This window comes from Pseudodesulfovibrio sp., from assembly GCF_028692895.1.
In the GTDB taxonomy this organism is placed as follows: domain Bacteria; phylum Desulfobacterota; class Desulfovibrionia; order Desulfovibrionales; family Desulfovibrionaceae; genus Pseudodesulfovibrio.
In genome coordinates this window covers 91032-98238 of the sequence record NZ_JAQUWN010000003.1, presented here as the reverse complement: position 1 = coordinate 98238, position 7207 = coordinate 91032, and the positions used below count along the sequence as shown (strand labels likewise).

General features: G+C 69.6%; 7 protein-coding genes. 5 read left to right on the top strand and 2 right to left on the bottom strand.

What is annotated here, in order from left to right:
- Positions 1–141: 141 nt before the first annotated feature.
- Together PHP91_RS01575 and PHP91_RS01570 are read right to left on the bottom strand one after the other, a co-directional pair.
- The gene (locus PHP91_RS01575) at positions 142–414 is read right to left on the bottom strand and encodes a hypothetical protein (RefSeq protein WP_300135876.1); all 273 of its coding nucleotides are present in this window, start codon (positions 412–414) and stop codon (positions 142–144) included.
- A gap of 175 nt (positions 415–589) precedes the next feature.
- Positions 590–1144: a hypothetical protein gene (locus PHP91_RS01570; RefSeq protein ID WP_300135874.1), complete on the bottom strand. Its 555-nt coding sequence runs from the start codon at positions 1142–1144 to the stop codon at positions 590–592.
- 199 nt (positions 1145–1343) lie between these two features.
- Here PHP91_RS01570 and PHP91_RS01565 point away from each other — a divergent pair, with 199 nt between their 5' ends.
- From PHP91_RS01565 to PHP91_RS01545, 5 genes are all read left to right on the top strand, one after another.
- The gene (locus PHP91_RS01565; RefSeq protein WP_300135872.1) at positions 1344–1616 is read left to right on the top strand and encodes an acylphosphatase; all 273 of its coding nucleotides are present in this window, start codon (positions 1344–1346) and stop codon (positions 1614–1616) included.
- 81 nt (positions 1617–1697) lie between these two features.
- Positions 1698–3128 (top strand): HAMP domain-containing sensor histidine kinase, encoded by a 1431-nt coding sequence (locus PHP91_RS01560; RefSeq protein ID WP_300135870.1) that lies wholly within the window; start codon positions 1698–1700, stop codon positions 3126–3128.
- A complete protein-coding gene (locus PHP91_RS01555) occupies positions 3125–4519 on the top strand; it encodes a sigma-54 dependent transcriptional regulator (RefSeq protein WP_300135868.1) in 1395 nt (464 codons plus the stop codon). Before PHP91_RS01560 ends, PHP91_RS01555 begins: the two co-directional genes overlap by 4 nt.
- Before the next feature lie 112 nt (positions 4520–4631).
- On the top strand, positions 4632–5594 hold the full coding sequence (locus PHP91_RS01550; protein ID WP_300135866.1) for a chemotaxis protein: 963 nt from the start codon (positions 4632–4634) through the stop codon (positions 5592–5594).
- Positions 5595–5607: 13 nt separating this feature from the next.
- The gene (locus tag PHP91_RS01545; protein ID WP_300135864.1) at positions 5608–7191 is read left to right on the top strand and encodes a DUF885 family protein; all 1584 of its coding nucleotides are present in this window, start codon (positions 5608–5610) and stop codon (positions 7189–7191) included.
- The last annotated feature ends 16 nt before the right edge of the window (positions 7192–7207 follow it).

Below are 7207 nucleotides of genomic sequence, written 5' to 3'. Positions count from 1 at the left end.
GCCACGAAAAGCTTCTACAAACCGATGGACTGATGATACCTTGAGCTTCGCCATGTCGGCCTCCCGTTTGTTTTGGTTCTACTGGTGTCGTTACCAGCAAAACTCAGGAGTGCCGACATGGTATTTTCGTGCTTGAAAAAATCAGTTGCGGCGGCCGCCGGGGCCGGACGGCTCGCGTTCCCGGTCGCGCTCCCGCTCCCGGTCGCGATCGCGCTCGCCGTTCCCGTGGCGGTCCTCGGGATGGCGCTCCACGCCGGTGACCCGCCCGTCGCGCCCGGTGATGACCACCGTGTCCGACGCCTTGGGACGGCCGCGATCCTCCGCCGAGGCATGGAGGCCGCGCCACGCGGGTCCGGCCGCGCCGACGGCGGGCAGGGCCAGCAACAGGGCCAGGGTGAGCATCAGGGACTTCATGGCTTGCTCCTCGCCCCGGACCAAGCAAGGGGCGTGCCGGGCGAAAGGGCCCGTCCGGCGGGCGTTTTTCCCGGCCCGGCCGGTCCGGGCGTACGAAAACTGCGCGGCGGGGACCAGGCGTTCCCGCTCTCCACGGACACTAGCCGCCCCCTCGCCGGGGTGTCAACACGGAGCGTCAGCGGACCAGCCCCTGGTCCAGGTAGAGCGAGGCCACGGCCCGGTCGATGGCCAGGACCCCGTCCGCGTCGCCCCGCCGCGCCACGCCCGTGAACTTGAGCATGCCCGTGCGCGTGTAGACCAGGTGGACCACCGAGGTCCGCGCCGGGTCCAGGTCCATGACCAGGCGGAGCATGGGTTTTTCCGGCAGGAAACTGGCCTCGCGCAGGCGGCGGCAGCCCGCCCGCTCCGCGCGCTGGATGCCCCGGATGATGAACTGGTTGAAGTTGGCCATGTCGGCCCGCGAGACCACGCGGCCGGGCACGGCCGAGACCAGCAGGCAGGTTTCGCCCGAGCGGTCCAGGGCGTATCCGGCGGTCCAGCCGCCGTCCCGGCCCACGCCGTCGCGCAGGGCGGCGTAGCGCCGGAGCAGCGCGGGCCGGGCCTCGGCCCACTCGCCGGGCAGCCAGATGGTGTACCCGAGGTCGGGATTGTAGAACGGCAGGGAAGCCCCGGCCGGGAGCGGCTGGAGCAGGGCCGACGCCAGCAGGAGTGCGGCGAGGGAAAAGCGCATGGGAAACCTCTGCTTCGGGTTGCGAAGCAGCCAGTGCGGACAAGAACCATATCCGATCCCGCGGCCGAAGGCAACGCGGGGCGGGAAACGAACCCCGATTTCGCATGATTTCCCCCTCCCGGCCCTTTTCATGGCGCGGGTTTTCCCGTATGCTCAGGCATTGCGTTCAAAAATTCACATTCACCGGGAGGTTGCAAAAATGAGGAGTTACACCTGCATCGTGGAAGGCAAGGTCGCCGGCACCAATTTCCAGTCCTGGGTCCAGGACCTGGCCCAGCAGCTCGGCCTGACGGGCTGGGTCCGCAACATCGCCGACGCCAAGGCCGAGATTCTGGTCCAGGGCGACGCCGAAGGCTACGCCGCGTTCCGCGAAAAGCTGAAGACCGAGGCTCCGATCATCGACCTGGTCGGCATCTCCTGCAACGCCATCGACTACGACAAGGAACACAAGAACTTCTCCATCCGGGGATAACGGGAACCCATCGGAAAGTTTCGGGGCGGCCCGCCGGACCGAGCATCCGGCGGCCCCCCTTGCCAAATCCCGGAGCGCCCCATGCCCAGGCCGCTTAGACTCAGCATCGCCGCCAAGCTCCTGCTCTGGTCCGGCGCGCTGATCCTCATTTTCTTCGCCGCCACCGCCTTCCTCTTCCGCCAGGTGCGCCACGACGCCGAGGTGGCCAACCGGCTGGTCACCGTGCACCACAAGGTGGACTCGGCCATCCAGCGAATGCTCGACCGGCTCTACTCCATCCGCGACAACGTGCTCCGCTACCGCCTGACCGGCAACAAGGACGCCGTCCAGTTCATCGTGGCCGACCTGAACCGGTTCGGCGAGATCCTGCGCGAGACCATGGCCGCCTACCCCCAGTACGCCGAGGAATGGAGCGACCTGACCCGCGAATTCGCCATCACCCTGGCTCCCGGCGACAGCGCGGGCGACAGCTTGGCCCCGGACGCCACCATCCAGGATTGGACCGGCATCCTGGAACAGAGCCTCATGGACAACCAGTCGGACATGCAGGTCGCCCTGACCGGCCTGCACGCCGCCGGGCAACGGGCGGCGGAGATGGGCCTCTACGGCCTGGCGCTCTGCCTGTTCCTGGGCGTGGGCGGCAGCCTGGCCCTGGCCTGGTCCATCAACCGCTCCCTGGCCGAGGTGCGGCGCGGGCTGGCCGCCATGGGCGGGGGCGGAACCCCGCGCGACGTGCGCGTCCTGGCGGACGACGAGCTGGGCGAACTGGCCCTGGCCTTCAACGACATGGCCGGGCGGCTCCGGCGCGAGGAGGCCATGCGCGCGGATTTCATCGCCATGCTCAGCCACGAGATCCGCACTCCGCTGACCTCGGTGCGCGAGGGCGTGGACCTGGTCCGCTCCGGGGCCTTCGGCGAAGTGAACGAGCGGCAGCGCCATTTCCTGGGCATCGCCGAAAAGGAATCCGTGCGCCTGACCGACCTCCTGGCCCGGCTCATGACCGTATCGAGGCTGGAGTCGCAGGCCGTCGCCCTCTCGCCCGGGCCCGTGGACTGCGCCGAACTGCTCGGCTCCGCCCTGGACCGGCTGGCCGCCTCGGCGGACAAGGCCGGGGTGACCCTTTCGGCAGACCCGCCGGGCGAGCCCGTGACCTGCGTCTGCGACCGCGAGCATGTCCGCCAGGCCCTGCTCAACCTCATCGGCAACGCCGTCAAGTTCTCCCCGGCCGGGCGGCCGGTGGAGGCCGGGGTGCGGCGCGAGGGCGGCGAGGCGGTGTTCAGAGTGCGCGACCACGGGCCCGGCATCGCGGCCGGGGAGCTGGAGCGCATCTTCGAGAAATACTACCGCGCAGACGAGGTGCGCGACTCGGTGGACGGCGCGGGCCTCGGCCTGGCCATCGCCCGGCGCATCGCCGAGGCGCACGGCGGCCGCATCCGGGTGGAGAGCGAGCCCGGCCAGGGCGCGCTCTTCGAACTCTTCCTGCCGCTTGCGGGACCAAAGGAGACGGCATGACCAAGACGAACATTCCCACCGTCCTGGTGGTGGACGACGACGAGACCATCCTGGAGGTGCTGGAGGCGCGCCTGCTCTCCTCCGGGCTGAGCCCATTGCTGGCCGACCGGGCCGAAACCGCCCTGGAGATGCTGGCCGACGAGCCCGTGGACTGCATCGTCTCGGACGTGAAGATGCCCGGCATGGGCGGCCACGGCCTGCTGCGCGAGGTCCTGGCCAACTGGCCGCACGTCCCCATCATTCTGCTCACGGCCCACGGCACCATCCCGGACGCCGTGGCCTCCATCCAGTCCGGCGCGGCCGACTACCTGACCAAGCCCTTTGACGGCAAGGAGCTGGTGCGGCGCATCCACCGGCTGCTCGACGCCGCCGGGGCCGCCGACCCCGCGCCAAAGGCGGCCCCCGCCCCCGAGGCTTCGGCCAAGGCCGCCGCAAAGGGCTCTCCCGCGCCGGAGAGCGGCCTGACCGGCGGCGAGGCCCCGGCCATGGCCCGCTTCCTGGAGCGGCTGGACCGGGTGGCCCGGTCCACGGCCGGGGTGCTCCTCTTCGGCGAGTCGGGCACGGGCAAGGAGATGACCGCCCGCTACCTGCACGAGCGCAGCCCGCGCGCCGGTGGGCCCTTCGTGGTGGTGGACTGCGGCTCCACCCCGCCCACCCTGCTGGAAAGCGAGCTCTTCGGCCACGTCAAGGGGTCCTTCACCCACGCGGTCAAGGACAAGCAGGGGCTGATCGAGGCGGCCGACGGCGGCACCCTGTTCCTGGACGAGATAGGCAACATTTCCGAAGAGATGCAGACGCGGCTTCTCCGCTTCCTCCAGGAGGGGACCATCCGCCGCGTGGGCGACACAGCCGAGCGCAGGGTCTCCTGCCGCGTGGTGGCCGCCACCAACGCGGACCTGGCGGAACTGGTCCGCCGGGGCGAGTTCCGCCAGGACCTCTACTACCGGCTCAAGGTGGTCACCCTGACCATCCCGCCCCTGCGCGAGCGGCCCGAGGACATCCCGGCCCTGGCGGCCCGGTTCACGGCCGGGCTCTGCCGCGATCAGGGCCGCCCGGCCGCAGCCGTCGCGCCCGGCGCCATGGCCCGGCTCCTGGCCCATCCCTGGCCGGGCAACGTCCGGGAGCTGAAGCACGCCCTGGAGGCCGCCCTGGTCTTCTGCGCGGGCGACGTCATCGAGGCGGCGGACCTCCAGCTCGATCCGCCCCCGGCGGAATTTCCCGCCCCGGCCGACGCTCCCCGCTCCCTGGAGGACAGCGAACGGCTGGCCATCGTCCGCGCCCTGGGCCAGGCGGGCGGGGTCAAGAAGAAGGCGGCCGACGCCCTGGGCATCAGCCGCCGGGCCATCCATTACAAGATTAAGAAGTACGGCATCGGCGACCCGGAGGAGTGAAAATCGTAATTATTGCCGTTTTTTCACCCATCGCGGACTTGCAAGCGGCCAATCCCATGGTATATGTAGAAGAGCACGTTATTGGCGCGCCCGCGCCCCATTGGGAGAGACGATGGCTGAGACCAACATCCTGCTGGAATCCGGGACCAACGAACTCGAAATCGTCGAGTTCTACCTCGAAGAGCAGCGCGAAAAGGGCACCTACCGGGGATTCTACGGAATCAACGTGGCCAAGGTGCTCGAAATCCTTCAGTTGCCGAAACTGACCGACATGCCCGAGGCCGCGCACCCCGCCGTTCTCGGGGCCTTCAACCTGCGCAACGAGATCATCCCGCTGGTGGATTTGGCCCTCTGGCTCAGGAAAGAGCGGCTGGAAAAGGAGCCGCCCAAGGTCATCGTCACCGAGTTCAATCGCACCAAGAGCGCCTTCCTGGTCTCGGGAGTGACCCGCATCCACCGCATCAACTGGCGGCAGGTGGAGGCCCCCACCGGCTACGTCTCCTCCCTCACGGTCAACTCCATCACCGGCGTGGTCAAATTCCCGGACCGCATCGTCTTCATCCTCGACATGGAGAAGATCTGCATGGACCTCGACCCGGACCACGCCCCGGTCGTGGAAGCGCCCGAACCGCTGCGCAAGGAGATCAAGGCCAGAGCCATCAAGGTCCTGGTGGCGGACGACTCCACCATGGCGCGCAAGATGATCGTCGGCATCCTGGAAAAGGCCGGGTTCCACGTCCAGTCCGTGGAGAACGGCGAGGCGGCCCTGAACCAGTTGCGCAAGTACGCCGGCAAGGCGCACGACGCGGGCCGCCCCCTGTCCGACTACGTGGACATCCTGGTCACCGACATCGAGATGCCGGTCATGGACGGCCATACCCTGACCCGGAACATCAAGGAGGACGGGCTGCTCCGGCACCTGCCCGTGGTCCTCTGCTCCTCGATCATCACCGAGACCCTTCACCACAAGGGGGTCTCCGTAGGCGCCGACGCCCAGATCTCCAAGGCCGAGCTCGGCGACCTGGTCCCGCGCGTCCACGCCCTCCTGGCCGAGACGGCCGCCGCCGGAAACTGAGCCTCCCTCCGCCATGAAGATCAAATCCGCCGGTAAATTCTTCGCCTACGTGGGCAAGCACTTCCCCGTGATGTCCGCCTCCGGGGCCTTCGAGTTTATTCCCCCGGTCAACGAGGCCGCCCGATGGCTCGACCGCTACGACGATCTCTCCAAATCCGGCATCGCCAGGCACGTCGCCCGGCTGCGCAAGTTCCAGCAGGAGTTCGAGGCCGCCCGGGCCAAGGCGGATTCTTCCCTGGACCGGGCCACGGCGCGGGCCCTGGCCATCAGCGCCGGCTGGGCCGCCAGCGTGCTGGACCTGGTCCGGCCGTGGGAAAAGGCGCCGGAGTTCTTCCTGCAGGTGGCATTCACCGGCCTGGAGCAGGCCGTGGCCCTGCCCAGCAAGGACGCCGCCGCTAGGGAAAAGCGCTTCCTCAAGCGCCTCAGGGGCGTCCCCGCCCTGCTGGCCCTCGCCCCGGAGTGTATCGAGGCCGTCAGCCCGCTGAGCCGGGCCACGGCCCAGACCATGATCCGCGACTGCGCCCGTTTCCTCTCCGGCCTGGAGAAGGACGACCTGGGCAAGGCGGGCAAGGCCCCCCGCCACCTGGCCGACGCCCTGACCGCCCTGCGCGAGTACGACCGGTTCGTGGCCTCGCGGCCCGAGGTGCCGGAGTCCGAGGGACCGCCCTTTGACCGCATGGTTTCGGAGATGGTGGGCGAGGAGCGCCACGCGCGCGACATCTTCGCCGTGGCCGAGGAGGAATACCACCGCCGCCTGGACGAGCTCCGACGGCTGGAGACCGGGCTGGGCAAGCCCTGGCAGGAGGCCCTGGCCGCCTACGAGGGCCCGGCCGAGCCGGACATGGCCGCCCTGGACGCCGTGGTGCGCGAGATGCACCGGCTGCGCGCCTTCGTCTTTGACGCCGCCCTGCCCGGCGTGTTCCAGGACAGCGGGCTGCGGGTCGATCCCCTGCCCCTGCACCTGGCCTCCACCCTGCGGCCCATCCACTACGACCCCGCCCTGGGGGCCTGGCCGGGCGAGCAGTCCCGCTGCCACGTCAGCCCGCAGCTCTTCACCGGGCGCGGCTTCCGCGACGACACGGCCCGCCTGCGGCGAATGCGCCGCGAATATCTTTTCATGACGGCCCGCCAGACCTATCCCGGCCGCCACCTGCTGGACTCCCAGCGCCGCGCCCTGGGCGACGCGCCCATGGGTCAGGTCACCAACCCGCTGTTCATGGCGGGCTGGCTCGCCCTGGCCGAGGACCTGCTGGAGGAGCTGGGCTACCTGCGCTCGGACCTCGACCGGCTGGTGCACCACCACCGGGGACTGTGCCGGGCCGGGCTGGCCATGATCGACGCCGGGCTTGCGCGCGGCGACGTGGACCAGGACCGCTGCCTGGCCATCCTCACGGACGCGGGCTACTCGCGCGAGGAGGCCCTGGACCGGGTCCGGGCCATCCGCCTCTCCCCGGCCAGCCGGGTCATGCCCCTGCTCGGCCTGGCCGAGCTGCACGGCCTGCGCAACCGCTCCGGGCTCGCCACGCCGGAATTCTGCCGGCGGCTCTTCGCCAACGGCCAGCTTCCCCCGGACCAGATGGCCGGGATGCTTTCCTGAAAAACGCGCCGCAAGG

What these genes read in the sequence shown, in the direction of transcription:
- PHP91_RS01565 (WP_300135872.1), top strand. Translation starts at nt 1,344, where the DNA reads ATGAGGAGTTACACCTGCATCGTGGAAGGCAAGGTCGCCGGCACCAAT.
- PHP91_RS01550 (WP_300135866.1), top strand. Translation starts at nt 4,632, where the DNA reads ATGGCTGAGACCAACATCCTGCTGGAATCCGGGACCAACGAACTCGAA.
- PHP91_RS01560 (WP_300135870.1), top strand. Translation starts at nt 1,698, where the DNA reads ATGCCCAGGCCGCTTAGACTCAGCATCGCCGCCAAGCTCCTGCTCTGG.
- PHP91_RS01575 (WP_300135876.1), bottom strand. Translation starts at nt 414, where the DNA reads ATGAAGTCCCTGATGCTCACCCTGGCCCTGTTGCTGGCCCTGCCCGCC.
- PHP91_RS01545 (WP_300135864.1), top strand. Translation starts at nt 5,608, where the DNA reads ATGAAGATCAAATCCGCCGGTAAATTCTTCGCCTACGTGGGCAAGCAC.
- PHP91_RS01555 (WP_300135868.1), top strand. Translation starts at nt 3,125, where the DNA reads ATGACCAAGACGAACATTCCCACCGTCCTGGTGGTGGACGACGACGAG.
- PHP91_RS01570 (WP_300135874.1), bottom strand. Translation starts at nt 1,144, where the DNA reads ATGCGCTTTTCCCTCGCCGCACTCCTGCTGGCGTCGGCCCTGCTCCAG.